Annotated in this window: 17 protein-coding genes; 1 reads left to right on the top strand and 16 read right to left on the bottom strand. The window is 41.5% G+C overall.

The annotated features are described in order from the left end of the window. Positions 1-119 precede the first annotated feature (119 nt). From ADH52_RS00605 to parE, 7 genes are all read right to left on the bottom strand, one after another. Positions 120-350 (bottom strand): DUF2969 domain-containing protein, encoded by a 231-nt coding sequence (locus ADH52_RS00605; RefSeq protein ID WP_000037110.1) that lies wholly within the window; start codon positions 348-350, stop codon positions 120-122. Positions 351-448: 98 nt separating this feature from the next. Next, positions 449-2,416, bottom strand: coding sequence for a peptide ABC transporter substrate-binding protein (locus ADH52_RS00610; protein ID WP_049509415.1), 1,968 nt, complete (start codon positions 2,414-2,416; stop codon positions 449-451). A gap of 22 nt (positions 2,417-2,438) precedes the next feature. Then, positions 2,439-3,461: a branched-chain amino acid aminotransferase gene (locus ADH52_RS00615; protein WP_033676924.1), complete on the bottom strand. Its 1,023-nt coding sequence runs from the start codon at positions 3,459-3,461 to the stop codon at positions 2,439-2,441. Positions 3,462-3,595: 134 nt separating this feature from the next. Further along, entirely contained in the window at positions 3,596-6,067 is a 2,472-nt protein-coding gene (gene parC / locus ADH52_RS00620; RefSeq protein ID WP_080977894.1) for a DNA topoisomerase IV subunit A, read from the bottom strand. A 51-nt stretch (positions 6,068-6,118) separates the two neighbouring features. Then, positions 6,119-6,853, bottom strand: coding sequence for a CPBP family intramembrane glutamic endopeptidase (locus tag ADH52_RS00625; protein ID WP_049509418.1), 735 nt, complete (start codon positions 6,851-6,853; stop codon positions 6,119-6,121). Next, positions 6,834-7,667 (bottom strand): aminoglycoside 6-adenylyltransferase, encoded by an 834-nt coding sequence (locus ADH52_RS00630; protein WP_049509470.1) that lies wholly within the window; start codon positions 7,665-7,667, stop codon positions 6,834-6,836. Before ADH52_RS00630 ends, ADH52_RS00625 begins: the two co-directional genes overlap by 20 nt. A 27-nt stretch (positions 7,668-7,694) precedes the next feature. Continuing rightward, positions 7,695-9,638, bottom strand: coding sequence for a DNA topoisomerase IV subunit B (gene parE / locus ADH52_RS00635; RefSeq protein WP_049509421.1), 1,944 nt, complete (start codon positions 9,636-9,638; stop codon positions 7,695-7,697). Between the two features lie 135 nt (positions 9,639-9,773). Between parE and plsY the strand changes: the two genes are divergently transcribed. Next, the gene (plsY, locus tag ADH52_RS00640; protein WP_049509422.1) at positions 9,774-10,415 is read left to right on the top strand and encodes a glycerol-3-phosphate 1-O-acyltransferase PlsY; all 642 of its coding nucleotides are present in this window, start codon (positions 9,774-9,776) and stop codon (positions 10,413-10,415) included. A 37-nt stretch (positions 10,416-10,452) separates the two neighbouring features. Here the strand turns inward: plsY and ADH52_RS00645 are convergent, their stop codons facing one another. From ADH52_RS00645 to ADH52_RS00685, 9 genes are all read right to left on the bottom strand, one after another. Then, positions 10,453-11,409, bottom strand: a complete 957-nt coding sequence (locus ADH52_RS00645) for an ABC transporter permease (protein WP_020902936.1) — start codon at positions 11,407-11,409, stop codon at positions 10,453-10,455. Positions 11,410-11,411: 2 nt separating this feature from the next. Beyond that, a complete protein-coding gene (locus ADH52_RS00650) occupies positions 11,412-12,470 on the bottom strand; it encodes an ABC transporter permease (RefSeq protein WP_049509425.1) in 1,059 nt (352 codons plus the stop codon). Then, on the bottom strand, positions 12,463-13,998 hold the full coding sequence (locus tag ADH52_RS00655) for an ABC transporter ATP-binding protein (RefSeq protein ID WP_049509427.1): 1,536 nt from the start codon (positions 13,996-13,998) through the stop codon (positions 12,463-12,465). The genes ADH52_RS00650 and ADH52_RS00655 overlap by 8 nt, the downstream gene beginning before the upstream one ends. 143 nt (positions 13,999-14,141) lie before the next feature. Continuing rightward, complete coding sequence (locus ADH52_RS00660; protein WP_049509429.1) at positions 14,142-15,194, bottom strand: BMP family lipoprotein; 1,053 nt, start codon at positions 15,192-15,194, stop codon at positions 14,142-14,144. An 89-nt stretch (positions 15,195-15,283) separates the two neighbouring features. Further along, entirely contained in the window at positions 15,284-15,673 is a 390-nt protein-coding gene (locus ADH52_RS00665) for a cytidine deaminase (RefSeq protein ID WP_049509431.1), read from the bottom strand. Further along, on the bottom strand, positions 15,660-16,322 hold the full coding sequence (deoC, locus tag ADH52_RS00670; protein WP_049509433.1) for a deoxyribose-phosphate aldolase: 663 nt from the start codon (positions 16,320-16,322) through the stop codon (positions 15,660-15,662). The genes ADH52_RS00665 and deoC overlap by 14 nt, the downstream gene beginning before the upstream one ends. A gap of 19 nt (positions 16,323-16,341) precedes the next feature. Further along, positions 16,342-17,619 (bottom strand): pyrimidine-nucleoside phosphorylase, encoded by a 1,278-nt coding sequence (locus tag ADH52_RS00675; RefSeq protein WP_049509435.1) that lies wholly within the window; start codon positions 17,617-17,619, stop codon positions 16,342-16,344. Then, positions 17,616-18,206: a methyltransferase gene (locus tag ADH52_RS00680; RefSeq protein WP_080977893.1), complete on the bottom strand. Its 591-nt coding sequence runs from the start codon at positions 18,204-18,206 to the stop codon at positions 17,616-17,618. The genes ADH52_RS00675 and ADH52_RS00680 overlap by 4 nt, the downstream gene beginning before the upstream one ends. A gap of 210 nt (positions 18,207-18,416) precedes the next feature. Next, positions 18,417-18,821 carry a hypothetical protein gene (locus ADH52_RS00685; protein ID WP_049509439.1) on the bottom strand — a complete coding sequence of 135 codons (405 nt, stop codon included), beginning with the start codon at positions 18,819-18,821 and terminating at the stop codon, positions 18,417-18,419. Positions 18,822-19,008: the final 187 nt, after the last annotated feature.

Here is a 19,008-nt window from a genome sequence, read left to right on the forward strand (position 1 = left end):
GGATTCGAACCCCCGAACCCGAAGGAGCGGATTTACAGTCCGCCGCGTTTAGCCTCTTCGCTATCTCTCCTACAATCAACATGGACTATTATATCATGAAAATTTCAAAAAAACAAGACTTATTTTGCTAAATTATAATTTTCAATCAAAATTTCCACAGCTTTTTCCAATTTTTTATAAAAACTATCGACATTCCCATTCTTTATGATGGCAAATTGTCCATCTAATTCGGCAATTTCTCCGATAACTTTTTTACCAATGGTTAACGTATAACCTTCAAAACTGTCTTTTCCTACCTTAACTTTTGCATCTGCTACCTGAATTTCGATTTTTTTATCTTTCTTACTCATTTCATACCTCTCTTCACTTTTTCTATTTTACAAGAAAATCCTAAAACTAGCAAGAAAAAACTCTATATCATTCTGAGTCTGATATAGAGTTTTCTGCCTTATTTAATGTGTTTTTCTAGTTCTTTTTGGTACTTACCGTTTGATTCCAATTTTTCTTTTTGCCATTTTTTCAGTGCTTCTTCATATTCTTTTGTAGTAACGATATCTTTTTGCAATTTCATTCCTTTAAAGATATATGGGTCACCCTTAATACCAACTTGTGAGTATGGTTTTGAGAATGGCACTACATTACTTACAACTGGGGAACCACCAGATGAGGCTGTTGGCATCAATAATGAACTATCTGTCAACCAAGCTTGAGCCTTAGCATATTTTTCATAACGTTCTTCAAGATTTGTAGTTTCTGAATCCGCATCATCCAACAATTTCTTATACTGGTCCAAACCAAGTTTCGCTACAACATCCTTATCTTTCCCTTTCGTAATACCAAGGTGCTTCATAGCTGAACCTGATTTAGGATCCATGATATTCAAGTAAGAGGCTGGGTCTTGATAACTTGGAGCCCATCCTGTACTGTTCAAGTCATAGTCTTTTTGAGAAGGAACACGCGCTTGAGAAGTGATTGTTTCCTTTTCATTATCTGTCATTTGAAGAACATCAATAACAACATTTTCAGCACCAAGAGTTGATTCGATAGACTGTTTGAAAGAGTTACTTTGTTGAACGGCGATGGTATCTGTTTGTTCAACTGGGACATCCAAGTGAATTGGGAAGCTTACCCCTTTAGATTCCAAGTCTTTCTTAGCTTTTTCAAATGCTGCCTTAGCCTTGTCAGGATTGTAAATAGAATCCTTACCGTCAACTAGCTCAACACCTTTCCATTGGTCACCATAGTTCACCAACTCTGCTTGGGCGATTTGTCCAAAGTTCTTACCACCTGCTTGTACAAAGTTGTCAGGAACGAGACTGTTACGAATAATCTTGTCCGCACCGTCTTCACCATTTAGCTGAGCAGCATAAGAATGGCGGTTGAAGGCAAAGTTGATAGCCTGACGGAAGTCCTTATTAAGCATAGCTTCTTTTGTAGAAGTCTTTTGTTCTTCACTTGTTTTCGCAGTTTTATTGTATGACTGACGATTTACGTTAAAGGTGAAGTAATAGCTGCTTGAGTCCTGTGGGCTATAAGTGATTTTATCTCCGTATTGTTCCAAAGTTGAAGCAAAGTTTGAGCTACTTGGGAAGAGACGGGCTGTCGTATAGGCACCAGAAGAGAAGCTACGAATCAAGGATTCCTGATCTGAACCATCGTAGTAGGTCAATTTGATCTTCTCGATTTTTACCTTTTCTTTATCCCAGTAGTTTGGATTTTTCTCATATTCAATTAACGATTTAGAAGTCAAGGTCTTCAAGAAATAAGGACCATTATAGAGAATTCCCGCTGGAGTAACTGCTCCATAATCTTTACCTGATGCCTTCAAAAACTCTTCATTTACAGGCAACATCGTTGCTGTTGTGACTTTAGAGTTCCAGAAGCTTTCTGGTTTGTTTAAGGTATATTCGACTGTGTAATCGTCCAAGGCCTTGACACCAACTGTAGAGAAATCGTTCGTTTCACCAGTCATGTAGGCATCCAAGCCCTTGATTGAATTTTGGATGAGAGAGACACCGTCTGACTTACCGTCAGCTACGTGTTTCAATCCTGTCACAAAGTCATGAGCTGTTACTTCTGCGTATTCTTCACCTTCTGAAGTGTACCATTTAACTCCTTTACGAAGTTTATAGGTATAAGTCAAACCATCTTTTGACACAGACCAATCTTCAGCCAAGGAAGGAATAACATTCCCGTATTGGTCGTTTTCCATCAAACCATCAACCACGTTCCCGATGACATCTGTTGTAGATGTACGAGTCGCTATACTATAGTCCAAAGATGCTGGATCTACTGCATAGACATATGAAAATGTTGTCGGTGCATCTGCTTCTTTATCAGCTTTTCCACAAGCTACTAAAAGAGCTATTGTACTCAGGACCACTCCTGCTGTTAAGAGCCACTTTTTCGATTTCATCAAAAATCTCCTTTTGTTTATTTTAATCTACTTTTACAATCCAACCTTCTGGCGCTTCAATATCACCAAACTGAATACCAGTCAATTCATCATAGAGTTTACGAGTCACAGGGCCAACTTCTGTTTCACTATAGAAGACATGGAAATCATCACCGTGCTGAATTCCACCAATTGGCGAAATAACTGCTGCCGTACCACAAGCACCTGCCTCTACAAAACGATCCAGGTTATCAATTGGAACATCACCCTCAATAGGAGTCAAGCCCAAGCGGTGTTCTGCCAAATAAAGTAAAGAATACTTAGTAATAGATGGCAAAATAGATGGACTCAATGGTGTTACAAATTCATTATCAGCTGTAATTCCAAAGAAGTTAGCTGAACCGACTTCTTCAATCTTTGTATGAGTTGAAGGGTCTAGGTAGATAACATCTGAGAAATGACGTGATTTGGCCAATTTCCCTGGCAAGAGACTGGCAGCATAGTTCCCACCAACCTTAGCCGCACCTGTACCATTTGGAGCGGCACGGTCGTATTCATCCTGAATCAAGAAGTTAGTTGGGACCAAACCACCCTTAAAGTAATTACCAACTGGCATAGCAAAGATGGTGAAAATGTATTCCTCTGCTGGTTTTACCCCGATAATATCTCCAACACCAATCAAAAGTGGACGAAGATAAAGGGTTCCACCTGTTCCATATGGTGGTACGTATTCTTCATTCGCACGGACAACTGCTTTACAAGCTTCTACAAACATATCTGTCGGAACTTGTGGCATCAAGAGACGATCACAAGTACGTTGCAGGCGTTTGGCATTTTCGTCCGGACGGAAAAGTTGAACACTACCATCCTTAGTACGATAAGCTTTCAAACCTTCAAATGCTTGTTGGCCATAGTGAAGACTTGGAGAAGACTCTGAAATATGCAATGTTGCATCCTCTGTAAGCTCTCCTTGATTCCATTGTCCATTTTTAAAATGAGCAATATAGCGATAAGGTAATTTCATATAGGAAAAGCCGAGATTTTCCCAATCAATCGTTACTGTCATATTCCACTCCTTATTCTAAAAACCTATTTCTTTTATTCTACACTATTTTTCTAAAATAGCAAGCATATTTTGTAATTTTCAGAAAATTTCTTCAATAAAAAGGACCAGCTCTTCGAACTGATTCTTCATTTCACTTATTTGACTTCTGTAAATACTTCTTTAATGTAAGCATCAAAAACTTCTTCATCTGAAATCGTGTCAGAGATAAAGCTACCGTTGCTAGTCCGTTCTGACAAGTTCAAGTCTTGCAATCGGCTTTCATAGATTGTTCCCTTGATAGATTGGACAAGCAGAATTTGATCATTTTCTTCCACTTCTGTACTGAAGAGGTCACCAACGAAGCCTTGTTCAGCAACTGCTCCAGCCAAGAAGACACGGTGTGGTTTGTTTTTCAACTCACGCAAGACTTGTAGTCCTCGTTTGGCACGGCTGGTTGCTGGAATTTCGTCGATAGAAACACGTTTTAAGCTTCCACGCTGAGTTAAGAGGTAGAAGGATGAGGTATTACAGATAAAGGCAGATTGGAGTACATCGTCTTCTTTCAGATTCATAGCCTTGACCCCTGCAGCCTTGGCACCAACAACCGGAACCTCTTCGATATTGAAACGTAATGCATAACCATTTTGGCTAATCAAGAGAACATCATCCAGTTTAATCGGAGCCACTGCTACAATCTGGTCTGTCTCGTCTTTGAGCTTAGCATACTTGACAGACTTAGACTTGTAGGTCCGCCATGGGGTGAACTCTTTTCGTTCTACACGCTTGATTTGACCGAGACGAGTCGCAGCAAAGTAGGTTGTCGCATCATCAAACTGATCCACGACTTCCACATAAAGGATTTCTTCGTTAGTTTCAAAGTTTGTGATGGTTTGGCTCAGATGCTCTCCGATGTCCTTCCAGCGAATGTCTGCCAATTCATGGATTGGTCGATAGATGACATTTCCAAGACTTGTGAACATCAAGAGGTGCTGGGTTGTCTTAGCAGCTTGCACAAAAATCAAACGATCGTCATCACGTTTGCCAATTTCTTCCAGCGTTGAAGCCGCAAAGGAACGTGGACTGGTACGCTTGATATAACCTGCCTTGGTCACGCTGACGTAGGTATCTTCCTCAGCGATAAGACTAGCTGTATCAATCTCAATTGCTTTCGCAGTATCTTCTAAAGAACTCAAACGCGGAGTTGCAAATTTCTTCTTGACCTCACGAAGTTCTTTCTTCATAAGATTGTACATAGTCCGTTCATCACCGATGATGGCTGCAAGCATGGCAATCTTCTCACGAAGTTCTGCTTCTTCCTCCTGCAAGACAACCACGTCTGTATTGGTCAAACGGTAAAGTTGCAAGGTTACGATGGCCTCAGCCTGCTCTTCTGTAAAATCATAGCTGATCTTGAGATTTTCTTTGGCGTCAGCCTTGTTTTCAGAAGCACGAATAAGGGCAATGACTTCGTCCAAAATCGAAATCACGCGAATCAAACCTTCAACGATATGGAGACGCTTCTCAGCCTTTTCCTTGTCAAAGCGGGAACGCGCCAAAATCACTTCACGACGGTGGGCGATGTAGCTAGACAAAATTGGGACAATCCCAACCTGACGAGGTGTGAAATTGTCAATCGCCACCATGTTAAAGTTGTAATTGATTTGTAGGTCAGTGTATTTAAAGAGATAATTAAGAACGAGCTCTGTATTAGCATCTTTCTTGAGCTCAATAGCGATACGAAGACCGTCACGGTCAGACTCATCACGAACCTCAGCAATTCCTGCAACCTTGTTATTGACACGGACATCATCGATTTTCTTAACCAGATTGGCCTTATTGATTTCATAAGGAATCTCAGTGACAACGATTTGTTCCTTACCACCTTTTAGATTTTCAATCTCCGTCTTGGAACGAACAACCACACGCCCTTTCCCAGTTTCATAGGCCTTCTTGATTTCATCACGACCTTGGATGATGGCTCCTGTAGGAAAGTCTGGCCCAGGCAAAAATTCCATGAGTTTGTCAACTTTTGCCGTTGGATGGTCAATCATGTAAACCGCGGCATCAATAACCTCAGCCAAATTATGGGGAGGAATGTCTGTGGCATAACCAGCTGAAATCCCAGTCGAACCATTGACTAAAAGATTTGGGAAAGCTGCGGGTAAAACAGTTGGTTCTTTTTCGGTATCGTCAAAATTCCAAGCAAAGGGAACTGTCTTTTTCTCGATATCCTGAAGAAGGTAGCCTGCAATCTCAGACAAACGCGCCTCAGTATAACGCATGGCCGCAGGCGGATCCCCGTCCATAGAACCATTATTACCGTGCATTTCGACCAAAATCTCACGATTTTTCCAATCCTGAGACATACGAACCATGGCATCATAGATGGAGATGTCACCGTGTGGGTGAAAATTCCCCATGATGTTCCCGACTGACTTGGCCGACTTACGGTAGCTCTTGTCAAAAGTATTGCCATCTTTATTCATCGAATAAAGAATACGACGCTGAACCGGCTTGAGTCCATCACGAATATCTGGCAAAGCCCGGTCTTGAATAATATACTTGGAGTAGCGACCAAAGCGCTCTCCCATAATGTCCTCAAGGGACATGTTTTGAATGTTAGACATAATAATTCTCTTTTTAGTGTTTTATTGTAAAGTAAATCTATATTTTTAAATTTAACTGTTTCTTTGTAGGTAGTGAGAAAAGAAGAGCAATCCTACTAATCCTAGAATGAACAAAAGATTAATTTTAATAACAAATAAGCTAAGTAGGGTATTAATTATGCCGTGAAAAATGGCGCAAAAAAGGACCGACTTAGTCTTTTTGAAAACAGCTGCTAGAAGAATACTGAGATAAATTGCAAATAGACTGAATAATATAAAAGACATCCCACTTTGGGAACTTCCAATCACAAACCATAAAGGTACATGCCATATTGCCCAAATACAACCTGTTATCAAACCGGAAATCCAAAAGGAGAATCTAGTTTCCAAAATTGGTTGCAAGATGCCTCGCCATCCCAATTCTTCTTCGCCACCATAAACACAGACTGCACTCAAAAAAACAACAAACAAATTTCCTAGTGGAAAAGCCGGATTAAGTTCCTTAGAGGAGAAAGCGATGACACCTGTCTGCACGAAAATTAGTAAAAGAAATAACAAAATATATTTCTTTGAGTCCCCTAAGATAAAAGAGACTATGCTTTTAATGGATTTTTGAGGCAAAAAAGAAATGGCTGCAATGGTTGGACCGAAACCTCCCAGTAAATGGAGAAAAACTCCTAGTGGACTTGTTAGACTTAAGAGGCTCATTTGCGTCAGAAAAGCGAGCAATCCCCAACCAACCCCCCAAGAAATGAGAAAACTAATCAGTAAAAATTTTATTATCTTATTATTTTGTAAATGTTTCATTTGTTTCCAGTCTCTCCTCAGCATACTCCATCATCTCCTCAGCCACTTCTTTATCGTAGTCAAATCCCATTTTTTGAGCAAGAGATTGAGCCTCTTGGTGGAAAAGTTCCATCGTAGCAAACAAAGACTGAGTGATTTTATCTAAACTTGAGAAATCAAGAAGATTTGAGAATTCCTTCTCTTTCTCAGCAGGTAAATAGTTGAAGAGGTACTTGTAGTTTTTGCCAACATCGACCGTTCCCTTATCACTTGCTACCTGCCAAGCTAAGACTTTCAAGAGTTCTTGCTGACAAATACCGTAGAGATGGTCGGTAGCATAGATGACTTGCTTACGACAGATTCCTTTGACCACATAGGCTGACACCCACCAAAATTCATTACAGGCTTTTTCAAAATCCGTTTCAGTAGCTGGGGTTATCCAGTAATGCTCTGGATTTGGGAAATAAGGTTCAAATAAATTTTCTGGATCTTCTAAAACAGTGAACCCTGCTTCACTATCCACCCATTCTTGAATGTGTTCTTTAGGGCAAAGAGTCAAATCGATACGATTGCCATCTTCAAAGAGCATGAGATAGAGACGACGATTACCAAGACTAACTTCTTGCTCGATAATGCGTTTGCCGAACTGGTCCAACCAAGAAAAGTCATTCGTTAAATGATCTATGTCATTCACAATATAGACCACATCGTAGTCTTGAAATTCATCTTTTGGCGCCTTTGTATCAGTTCGTGAACCAGACATGGCGACAGCTTTGACTTGTAAAGTTTTAGCTGTTTTTAAAATCACATCGAGCATTTTTGTTTCAGTTCTCATGTTAATACCCATTCGTTAAAAACCGACTTAAAACACTGTCGCTTCTTCCAGCGTAAACTTGACATTGTCTTCAATCCACTTACGGCGTGGTTCGACCTTGTCTCCCATAAGGACATTGACGCGGCGTTCGGCGCGTGCTAGGTCTTCTATTGTAACACGGATAAGGGTACGCGTTTCTGGGTTCATGGTTGTTTCCCAGAGCTGGTCCGCATTCATCTCACCGAGACCTTTATAGCGTTGGAGGGTGGCACCTTTACCGAACTGCTTGCGGAGTTCTTCTAACTCTCCATCTGTCCAAGCATAGGCCACTTCTTCTTTCTTGCCTTTCCCTTTTGACATCTTGTAAAGAGGTGGAAGGGCAATATAGACATGTCCCGCCTCAACTAGCGGACGCATGTAGCGGTAAAAGAAGGTTAAGAGAAGTGTTTGAATGTGGGCACCATCTGTATCCGCATCGGTCATGATAATGATCTTGTCATAGTTGGCATCTTCAATAGAGAAGTCAGCCCCAACACCCGCACCGATAGTATAAATCATGGTATTGATTTCCTCATTTTTGAGGATATCCGCCATCTTGGCCTTGGCTGTATTGATAACCTTACCACGAAGAGGCAAGATTGCCTGGAACTTGCGGTCACGGCCTTGTTTGGCAGAACCTCCGGCAGAATCTCCCTCGACTAGATAGAGTTCATTCTTAGCTGGATTCTTAGACTGGGCTGGGGTCAATTTCCCAGATAACAATCCCTTGTCTTTCTTGTTTTTCTTACCATTTCGGCTCTCATCACGTGCTTTGCGTGCTGCTTCACGGGCATCACGGGCCTTGATAGCCTTGCGAATGAGATTGGAAGCCAGTTCCCCATTTTCCATAAGGAAGAAGGTCAACTTATCAGCCACAATTCCATCCACAACTGGACGAGCTAGAGGACTTCCTAGTTTGTCCTTTGTCTGACCTTCAAACTGCAAATGTTCCTCAGGAACTAAGATAGAGAGAACGGCTGCTAGTCCTTCACGATAGTCGGAACCTTCAAGATTTTTATCTTTTTCCTTGAGAAGACCTGTCTTACGCGCATAGTCATTCATAACCTTGGTAATGGCAGACTTAAGTCCTGTCTCATGCGTTCCCCCGTCCTTAGTGCGAACATTATTGACAAAGGACAAAATGTTATCTGAAAATCCATCATTGTACTGGAGAGCGACTTCCACTTGGAAACCATTGTCTTCGCCTTCAAAATAAAGAACTGGGGTCAAGGTTTCCTTGTCTTCATTCAGATAAGAAACAAAGTCCTGCACCCCATTTTCATAGTGAAACTCAACAGACTCATCTGTTCGCTTATCCGTCAAGGACAAGGTCACATTTTTCAAGAGAAAGGCTGATTCATTAAGACGCTCTGAGATGGTATTGTACTTGAAGTCTATCGTAGAAAAGATCGTCGCATCAGGCATAAACGTAACCTTGGTACCTGTTTTAGACTTGGGCGCTGTACCGATTTTCTTCAGAGTCGTGACAGGTTTTCCACCATTTTCAAAACGTTGCTTGTAGATTGCCCCGTCACGGGTAATTTCAACTTCCAACCAACTAGAAAGGGCATTAACAACAGAAGAACCTACCCCGTGGAGACCACCTGATGTCTTATAACCACCTTGACCAAATTTTCCTCCTGCGTGGAGAATGGTAAAGATAACCTCAACTGTTGGGATCCCCATAGCGTGCATTCCAGTCGGCATTCCACGACCATGGTCTTGCACAGTCAAACTCCCGTCTTTATTGATGGTGACATCAATGCGGTCACCAAATCCAGACAAGGCCTCATCAACAGCATTGTCGACAATTTCCCAGACTAGATGATGGAGTCCAGCACCATCGGTCGATCCGATATACATCCCTGGACGTTTTCGGACCGCATCCAACCCTTCTAGCACCTGAATGGCATCATCATTATAATTGTTAATATTGATTTCCTTTTTTGACACAAGGAACCTCCTATTCGTTCATCTTTACTATTCTACAGGTTTTCCAAGGATTTTGCAAAATTTTTCTTTCTCCGGTGTGACAATTTCAGAAGAGATTCTCTGCCTTTCTTTCCCAATTCATGATATAATAGGAGTATGATTACAATAGTTTTATTAATCCTAGCCTATCTGCTGGGTTCGATTCCGTCTGGTCTCTGGATTGGACAAGTATTCTTTCAAATCAATCTGCGCGAGCATGGTTCTGGTAATACAGGAACAACCAATACCTTCCGCATCTTAGGTAAGAAAGCTGGTATGACGACCTTTGTGATTGACTTTTTCAAAGGAACTCTAGCAACGCTTCTTCCAATTATTTTTCATCTTCAAGGCGTTTCGCCTCTCATCTTTGGACTTTTGGCTGTTATTGGTCATACCTTCCCTATCTTTGCAGGATTTAAGGGAGGTAAGGCTGTCGCAACCAGTGCTGGAGTCGTTTTCGGATTTGCACCTGTCTTCTGTCTCTACCTTGCAGTTGTTTTCTTTGGAACCCTCTATCTTGGTAGTATGATTTCACTATCTAGTGTCACAGCATCTATCGCGGCTGTCATTGGAGTTTTACTCTTTCCACTTTTTGGTTTTATCTTGAGTCACTATGACCCTCTCTTCATTGCTATTATCCTAGCACTTGCTAGTTTGATTATCATTCGTCATAAGGATAATGTCGCTCGTATCAAAAACAAGACTGAAAATTTAGTCCCTTGGGGATTGAACCTAACCAATCAACATCCTAAAAAATAAAACGCCAGTTCATTCTGAACTGACGTTTTTTGTATGCTTATTTTGATTTGATATAGTTGATACCATCTGCTTTTGGTGCGACTGCTTTTCCAAAGAAGGCTGCCAAGACAAGAATTGTCAAAACATAAGGTGCGATTTGAAGATAAACCGCAGGCACTCCTTGTAGGAACGGCAATTGAGAACCGATAACAGCCAAACTTTGTGAAAGCCCAAAGAATAAACTAGAAAGCATGGCTCCGATTGGATTCCATTTTCCGAAAATCATCGCAGCAAGAGCGATAAATCCAGGTCCAACAATAGTTGTCACTGAGAAGTTAACTGAGATGGATTGAGCATAAATCGCTCCGCCAATTCCACCTAGGAAACCTGAAATAATAACCCCTAAATATCTCATCTTGTAGACATTGATTCCCAAAGTATCTGCTGCTTGAGGATGTTCACCGACAGAGCGGAGACGAAGACCAAATCGAGTCTTGAAGAGGATAAACCAAGCAAGGAAAGAGAAGGCAATGGCCAGATAACCAAGTAGACTAGTTGACTTGAAGAAGATATCACCGATAACTGGGATATTCGCCAAGACTGGGAAATCAAAGCGTCCAAAAGTCTGACTTAGGTTGTCGGTTTGTCCTTTGTTATAAAGAACTTTCACTAAGAAAACAGCCAAAGCAGGCGCCATCAAGTTCAATACCGTACCGCTAACAACATGGTCTGCACGGAAATGAACCGTTGCTGCTGCGTGTATGATAGAGAAGACACCACCAACCAATCCTGCAACTAGCAAGGATAACCAAGGAGTTGCTGCTCCAAATTGTTCTGCAAATTCAAGGTTAAAGACAACTCCAGAAAAGGCACCCATAACCATAATTCCTTCAAGACCGACGTTTACCACACCACCACGTTCAGAGAAAACACCACCTATACTTGTAAAGATGAGGGGTGCTGAGTAAATCAGCATAGAAGATACCAAGAGGGTGAGCAATGTTGTAATAGACATCTTTACTTACCTCCTTTAACTTGTTTTTTCGGTTTGACAAAGCGTTCGATAAGGTAATGAACACTGACAAAGAAGATAATAGACGCTGTTACAATGCTGACAAGCTCAGACGGTACCTGCGCCGCATTCATACCAGGAGCTCCAACTTGGAGAACACCAAATAAGAAGGCTGCAAATAGAATACCAATTGGTGAGTTGGCCGCAAGCAGACTAACCGCCATTCCGTTAAATCCGACAGCTAATGACGCCCCCTGAACATAAACGTTCTGGAAGGTTCCCAGACCTTCAACAGCTCCACCAAGACCTGCCAAGGCACCTGAGATAATCATTGAGAGGATAATCGTTCTTTTTGCAGAAATACCAGCATATTCTGAAGCATGTGAATTAAGACCAACCGCACGGATTTCAAAACCAAGAGTCGTTTTCTTGAGCATGAACCAAATAACTGCAACGGCAATGATGGCAAAGAAAATACCAATATTCATCCGCGAATTACCAGTCAACTCAGCTAACCAAGGTGTCTGGTAGGTTGCATTAGCCCCAACACGAATGGTCGAATCTGTACTTTGCATAAAGTCTTTAGGGAAGGCATGGATAAAGGCATTTCCTACATACAATACAATGTAGTTCATCATGATGGTCACAATGACCTCTGACGTCCCTAGATAGGCTCTCAGAATACCCGGAATCGCGCCGACAATTCCACCAGCAATCAAGGCAATCGCGATGGTTGCTAGAATCATCAAGGGACGCGGCATATCTGGATGCGACAGGGCAAACCAACCACTGAGAATCCAACCCGCCAAAGCCTGACCAGGAAGCCCGACGTTAAAGAAACCTGCTCGACTGGCAACGGCAAAACCAAGACCAATCAAGACCAATGGCCCCATAGCACGGAAGATTTCCCCAATCCCACGCAGACTACCAAAGGCTGTATAGAACAATTCTTCGTAGCCCCAAATAGCATCATAACCGAAGATCCACATGACAATGGCCCCGAGTAAGATTCCTAGGAAGACAGAAATCAAGGGAACCGAAATTTGTTGTAATTTTTTAGACATCACTCTTCTCCTTTCCCAAGTTTCCACCAGCCATCAAGACACCAAGTTCTTGCTTATTGGTTGTTTCTGGTGATACAATACCTTGAATCTTACCATCGTGGATAACGGCAATACGGTCTGAGACGTTTAAAATCTCATCTAGTTCAAAGCTGACAACAAGGACAGCCTTACCGTTATCACGCTCTTCAATCAAGCGTTTGTGGATATATTCAATGGCACCGACATCCAAACCACGAGTTGGTTGGCTGACGATAAGGAGTTCAGGATCTCGATCAATTTCACGAGCAATAATTGCTTTTTGTTGATTTCCACCTGAGAGTGCAGCCGCAGGAACAAATTCACTGGCAGCACGAACATCAAATTCTTCCATTAGCTTTTTAGCATAAGAAGTAATATTTGAATAGTTCAAAATTCCATTTTTACTATGTGGTTCTTTATAGTAGGTTTGAAGGGCAATATTCTCAGAAATCATCATTTCCAAGATCAAGCCATCACGGTGACGGTCTTCTGGAACGTGCCCAACACTCAACTCTGTAATCTGACGTGGATGCAAGCCTACAATTGAATCTCCTTTTAGCTTGATGCTACCAGATTCAACCTTGCGAAGGCCTGTGATTGCTTGAATGAGTTCAGACTGACCATTTCCATCAATCCCCGCAATACCAACAATCTCTCCTGCACGAACATCCAAGGATAGATTTTTGACAGCAGGGACACCACGGTTTTCATTGACCACCAAATCTTTGATTGACAAGACCACTTCTTTGGGTTGAGAAGCTTGTTTCTCTGTTTTAAAGGAAACAGAACGTCCTACCATCATTTCTGCCAAATCAGCATTGGTAGCCCCTGCAATTTCGACTGTTTCAATGGATTTCCCACGACGGATAACTGTAACGCGGTCAGAAACTGCGCGAATCTCGTCCAACTTGTGGGTAATCAAGATGATTGATTTCCCTTCTTTGACAAGATTTTTCATAATAGCCATCAACTCATCAATTTCTGATGGAGTCAAAACAGCCGTTGGTTCGTCAAAGATCAGGATATCAGCCCCCCGATAAAGGGTTTTTAAAATTTCTACACGTTGTTGGGCTCCAACTGAGATGTCTGCTACCTTGGCAGAAGGGTCAACAGCTAAGCCATAACGTTCAGAAAGAGCCTTGATTTCTTTGCTAGCTCCAGCGATATCTAGCACACCATTTTTAGTCAATTCACTTCCTAAAATGATGTTTTCAGCCACTGTGAAAGCCTCTACCAACATAAAGTGCTGGTGAACCATTCCAATTCCCAAGCTAGCTGCTCTAGATGGTGAGTCGAGGTTAACAACTTGACCGTTGACCACAATTTCACCACTGGTTGGTTCAAGAAGCCCTGCTAACATGTTCATTAGCGTGGATTTTCCAGCCCCATTTTCTCCTAAAAGTGCATGAATTTCACCTTTACGTAGGTGCAGATTGATTTTGTCGTTGGCAACAAATTCACCAAACACCTTGGTAATATCACGCATCTCAATGACATTTTCGTGTGCCATGTGCTCTTCCTTTCAGAGTCTTATTTTATTTCAATAAAACTTGCTAGTTTGTCTAGTAGCAAGCTTTACTGAGACAAAATGACTTTGTCTCAATTCTTAAAAAAGCGGCCGAGGGCCGCTTCCTAAGAAATGACTTCCATCCATTATTTTTCAGGAACTTTTACGCTTCCATCAAGGATTTTAGCTTTAGCGTCTTCAACAGCTTTTTTACCTTCTTCTGAAAGGTTTGTCACTGCCAAGTCAACACCTTTATCTTTCAATGAGTAAACGATCACTTGACCGCCAGGGAATTCACCTTTTTCTGCCTTGTTCGCAATATCTTTTACAGTTGTACCAACTTGTTTCAAAGTAGATACAAGAACAAAGTTTGATTCTTTTCCATCTTTAGAAGTGTATTTACCTTCTCCTACTTGGTCACGGTCAACACCGATAACCCAAACTTTTTCATTTTCAGGACGGCTTTCGTTGAGTGATTTAGCTTCCGCAAAGACACCTGCACCTGTTCCACCTGCTGCTTGGTAAACAACGTCTGCACCAGCTGCGTATTGTGCTGCTGCAATTGTTTTACCTTTAGCGGCATCACCAAATGAACCAGCGTAGTCAACTTGTACTTTGATAGATGGGTCTACTGATTCAACACCAGCTTTAAATCCAGCTGCAAAACGTGAGATAACTTCAGACTCGATACCACCTACAAAACCAACTTGTTTTGTTTTAGTTGTTTTAGCTGCTGCAACACCTGCAAGGTAAGCAGCTTCGTTATCAGCAAATGTTACGCTCGCAACATTCTTTTGATCTTTAATCACATCATCAATCAAGACATAGTTCAAGTCAGAGTGGTCTTTTGCTGCTTCTTCAACTGCATTGTGAAGGGCAAAACCAACACCGAAGATTAGGTTGTAACTTCCAGCCGCTTGTTGCAAGTTGTTAGCGTAGTCAGCTTCACTTGTTGATTGGAAATAAGTAAAACCTTTATCTTTTGAAAGATTGTGTTCTTTACCCCAGTCTTGCAAACCTTCCCAAGCTGATTGGTTGAATGATTTGTCATCAACACCACCAGTATCAGTGACGATTGCTGCTTTTGTCTTCACATCAGAAGATGAAGCTGCGTTACGAGAAGAGCGGTTACCACATGCAGCAAGTCCAACTGCTGCCACTGCAACTAGACCAAGGCCTAGCCATTTTTTCTTGTTCATTACTGAACCTCCTAAATAAGATGTGCAACGATGTTGCAAGTATGGATTGGTGGGTCACAAGGACCGTGCCACTCAGAGAGCGACTCAGACTAGTTTAAGTCTGTAAAAGAGTATGGAAGTAACTCCCCGACCGTCATCTCGACCGTCGATTTATCTTTTGCGACTAAGGTCACTTTTAGATCTTGTTCAAAAAATTCAGCCATCACTTGGCGACAAGCGCCACATGGCGAAATTGGTTTTTCAGTTTGTCCATAGACAATCAATTCTGAAAACTCTCTTTGACCTTCGGAAACTGCTTTAAAAATCGCTGTACGTTCTCCACAGTTGGTCAAAGGATAGCTAGCATTTTCGATATTCACCCCCGTGTAAACACTTCCGTCTTTTGCCACTAAAACTGCTCCGATAGGAAAGTGAGAATAGGGGACATAGGCATGTTTGCTGGTTTCAATTGCCAGGTCAATCAACTCAGTAGTCGCCATCTGCCAATTCTCCTTTTAAAATGGCTACACCAGCTGACGTTCCAATACGAGTCGCACCTGCTTTGACAAAGGCAAGAGCATCTGCATAAGAACGAGCGCCACCAGCAGCCTTGACACCCATATCAGGTCCAACTGTTTCACGCATTAATCTAACATCCGCTATCGTAGCGCCACCAGTTGAAAAGCCAGTAGATGTTTTAACAAAGTCAGCTCCCGCTTTCTGGGCTAATTGACAAGCCACAACTTTTTCTTGGTCGGTCAGAAGGCAAGCTTCAATAATGACTTTCACTAACTTGTCACCACTTGCTTCTACAACAGCACGGATGTCTGATTCAACCAAATCAAGATTTCCTGATTTGAGGGCACCAACATTAATCACCATATCAATCTCATCTGCGCCATTTTGGATAGCTTCTTTGGTTTCAAATGCTTTCACGGCTGAAGTTGTTGCTCCCAAGGGGAAACCAACCACTGTGCAGACCTGGACATCTGTACCTTCAAGCCCTGTTTTAGCATATTCAACCCAGGTCGGATTGACGCAAACACTGGCAAAATCATACTCTCTAGCCTCAGACAACAAACAATCAATTTGTTTTTTTGTCGCATCTTGCTTCAAAAGCGTATGATCGATATATTTATTTAATTTCATATCCGGATTCTCCTGTCGTTTATGAGATAATTTCTATAATTTCTCGTAAACTTTGCACCCTATCATTTATTTTAACATATTTTTGAAAATCTGTAACTAGCTGAGGAGAAATTTTTCCATTTGTGTATACTTTTGCAACAATTTCTCCCTTTTGAACGGAATCTCCAACTTTCTTTTCAAAAACAATTCCTGTTTCATAGTCCAAGGCATCAGACTTAACTGCACGACCAGCACCCAGTCTCATAGCATAAAGTCCAAATTCCATAGCTGGAAGAGCTGAAATGACACCCGTTTCCTGGGCAGGGATTTCCACCACATGTGACACATTGGCTGGACGATAGAGGTCTTCCAAGTCTCCATCTTGGGCTTGGACCATCTCCTCAAACTTAGCAAGCGCTTGTCCATTTTCAAGATGTTGGCGGACTTCTTCAACTGTCTTATTTACATTTGCCAGTCCAAGCATAATTTGAGCCAACTCACATATGAAGTGGGTAATATCCTGACGGCCTTGACCTTGTAAAATCTCCAATGCTTCAAGGATTTCCAGACGATTTCCAATCGCTCGTCCCAAGGGCTGACTCATATCCGTAATCACTGCTACCGTCTTCCGACCAACTGCCTTACCAAGTTCCACCATAGTTTGAGCCAACTCACGCGCCTCATCAACCGTCTTCATGAAGGCACCCTCACCGACAGTCACGTCTAGCAAAATAGCATCCGCCCCTGCAGCAATTTTCTTGCTCATCACCGAACTCGCAATCAAAGGAATCGTGTCGACAGTTGCTGTCACATCACGTAGGGCGTAGAGAAGCTTGTCAGCTTTAACCAGTTGGTCTGATTGCCCAATGACCGATACACCAATATCCTGAACCTGACGAATAAAATCCTCTTGACTGCGTTCCACTTGATAGCCCTTGATAGACTCCAATTTATCAATTGTTCCACCAGTATGGCCGAGACCACGACCACTCATTTTGGCCACAGGAACACCAAAGCTTGCAACAAGAGGAGCCAAAATCAAGGTCACCTTATCACCAACACCACCAGTAGAATGCTTGTCAACCTTAACCCCATCAATAACAGATAAATCAAACTCTTGACCTGTCTGAACCATTTTCATGGTCAAATCAGATATTTCTCGAGTCGTCATTCCTTTAAAATAAACAGCCATAGCAAAAGCAGACATCTGATAGTCAGGAACAGTTCCTAACACATAGCTTTCAACTAGCCATTCGATTTCACTCGAAGTCAGTTCTTGACCGTCTCGTTTCTTTTGGATTAAATCAACTGCTCTCATTCTTTCACACTTCTAAGGATATAGTATCCCTTATCTTTTTTGACGATTTCACAATTGCCAAACACCTCTTCCATCTTGGACTTAGCACTTGGGGCCCCTTGTTTTTTCTGGATAACGATTGTTAAATCTCCACCAGTTTCCAAGAAATCTTTACTTTTCTCAATGATTTCATGAACCACTTGCTTGCCCGCACGGATAGGAGGATTGGAAATGACATGGTCAAATTTCCCTTTAACTTGTTCATAAATATTGGACTGGAAAATCGTCGCTTCTACTTTATTTCGTTCAGCATTTTGTCGCGCCAAATCCAAGGCACGATTATTGATATCGACCATGGTCGCCTGAACTCCATAAGCCTTAGCCAAAGACAAGCCCAGAGGCCCATAACCACAACCTACATCAAGGACAGTCTCTCCTTGGTTGACCTCAAGACACTTGAGCAAGAGTTGACTCCCAAAGTCAATCATTTTCTTGCTAAAAACACCCGCATCCGTTAAAAAGGTCATTTTTTGTCCCAACAAATCCACTCTCAACTCATGAATGTCGTGAGCAGCGTCAGGATTCTCTGCATAATACATTTTACTCATGAAACTATTTTACCATAATTTGACTTAAATTGTAAATCGTTTACAAATTGATAATAAAACGAAAAAGACTGAAGAAAGCTAGTAGGTAAAACCTTTTCTTCAATCTCTTTCAACACTTATAGATAAATGATAAACCATTTAGAACTAGAAATATCATAGTCAGGATAAAACAAAAAGTTTATCATCTATAATCGGGCGTATTTATTATTACTATTGCTTAACCTTCAGATACTTAATTATCAACAGGATTCCCAATAAGATGTTTAGATAAAAGCCCAACTGATACGTTTTTGTCAGGATTTCCAAACTTGTCCAAAGTCGGATTAAATCTTCTAGTGACATGCGGAATAAATAACCCTCTGTAGCAATCCATAGGACTAAAAAGACATAACTTCCAGCAGCAAGCCATTTCGTCCACCGTTTTTTTAGTAGGCAAGCAATCAAGAGCGAGCAGATAAAGATAGCTGTTACAATAGCATGTTCCATCAAAAAAGTAAAACCGTAATAGATTTCCACAAAGCGTCTACCATTATCCGCATTCGCCCCTTTTATAAAAGGTAGTGCAAAACTTAAAATAAAACAGAGTTCCAATATATAACTTTTTAATATTTTCATGTCACACCTCCTATAAGTTGTGAACTAAAAATTCCCCTTTATTAGCTTATAAATCAACAGAAACTATCTCCTACTTCATCAATACATTGTTCATCCTCTATCTACTTATATTATATACTATTGACTTACTACATTCAAGAAACCGCTTTATTTTTTTAGCTTTTTATGGTATGATAAACAAAATATC

Origin of the sequence: Streptococcus pseudopneumoniae, assembly GCF_001072665.1 — a bacterium.
In the GTDB taxonomy this organism is placed as follows: domain Bacteria; phylum Bacillota; class Bacilli; order Lactobacillales; family Streptococcaceae; genus Streptococcus; species Streptococcus pseudopneumoniae_S.